The sequence below is a fragment of the Neoroseomonas rubea genome (assembly GCF_016106015.1).
In the GTDB taxonomy this organism is placed as follows: domain Bacteria; phylum Pseudomonadota; class Alphaproteobacteria; order Acetobacterales; family Acetobacteraceae; genus Neoroseomonas; species Neoroseomonas rubea.
In genome coordinates this window covers 1-815 of sequence record NZ_JACADQ010000688.1, presented here as the reverse complement: position 1 = coordinate 815, position 815 = coordinate 1, and the positions used below count along the sequence as shown (strand labels likewise).

At 77.4% G+C, this 815-nt stretch carries 1 protein-coding gene; it reads left to right on the top strand.

Going from position 1 to position 815, the window contains the following annotated elements; genetic code table 11:
* Positions 1–193 precede the first annotated feature (193 nt).
* Complete coding sequence (locus HW577_RS25845; RefSeq protein WP_198378935.1) at positions 194–724, top strand: SixA phosphatase family protein; 531 nt, start codon at positions 194–196, stop codon at positions 722–724.
* Positions 725–815: the final 91 nt, after the last annotated feature.

Genomic DNA, 815 nt, shown 5'->3' with positions numbered 1-815 from the left:
CCTTCCGATCTGCCCGCCGCCGCGCCAGCGCCGAGCCCACCGCGCCCGTCGCGCCCACCACCACCATCGTCCCGGCCATGCGCCGCAGCCTCCACCCATGAAAAGCCCGGCGCAAATGGGGCCGGCGGGGCGGGGCGGGAGGGGGCGCCCCGCCCGCGACAGCCGCGCGGCGCCGTGGCAGGATGCGGGGGACATGCGCCAGCTCCTGCTCCTGCGGCACGCGAAATCCTCCTGGGACGACCCGTCCCTCGCCGACCACGCCCGGCCGCTGAACGCGCGCGGGCGCCGCGCCGCGCAGGCCATGGCGGCGGCCATGCGGGACCTCGGCCTGTCGCCCGACGTGGTGCTCGTCTCCTCCGCGCGGCGGACGCTGCAGACGCTCGAGGCGATCTCCCCCTTCGCCGACAGCCCGCTGGTCGAGCCGATGGACGACCTCTACCTCGCCCCCTGGCCCCGGCTGGTCGAGACGCTCCGCCAAGTGCCCGAGACCGCGCGCAGCGTGCTGCTGATCGGCCACAATCCCGGCCTGCAGGACCTCGCCTTGGCGTTGATCGGCGGCGCGGGCATGGCGGGCTCGGCGAGCGCCCGGCGCATCGCAGAAGGCTTCCCGACCTGCGCGCTGGCGGAATTCGCCGTCGCCTCGTCCTGGCACGATCTCGCCGAGGGCGGGGGGCGGCTGGTCCGCTTCCTCGCCCCGGCCGACCTGCCGGAGGCAGTGACCTAGCCATGGCAGCCGCGGCGGGCCGCGCCGGTCGCCTGCCCGCCGCGTCGCAGACCGCGGAGGCGCCGGCGCCTCCGCCGCGCGAGGCCGAGGG

What these genes read in the sequence shown, in the direction of transcription:
- HW577_RS25845 (WP_198378935.1), top strand. Translation starts at nt 194, where the DNA reads ATGCGCCAGCTCCTGCTCCTGCGGCACGCGAAATCCTCCTGGGACGAC.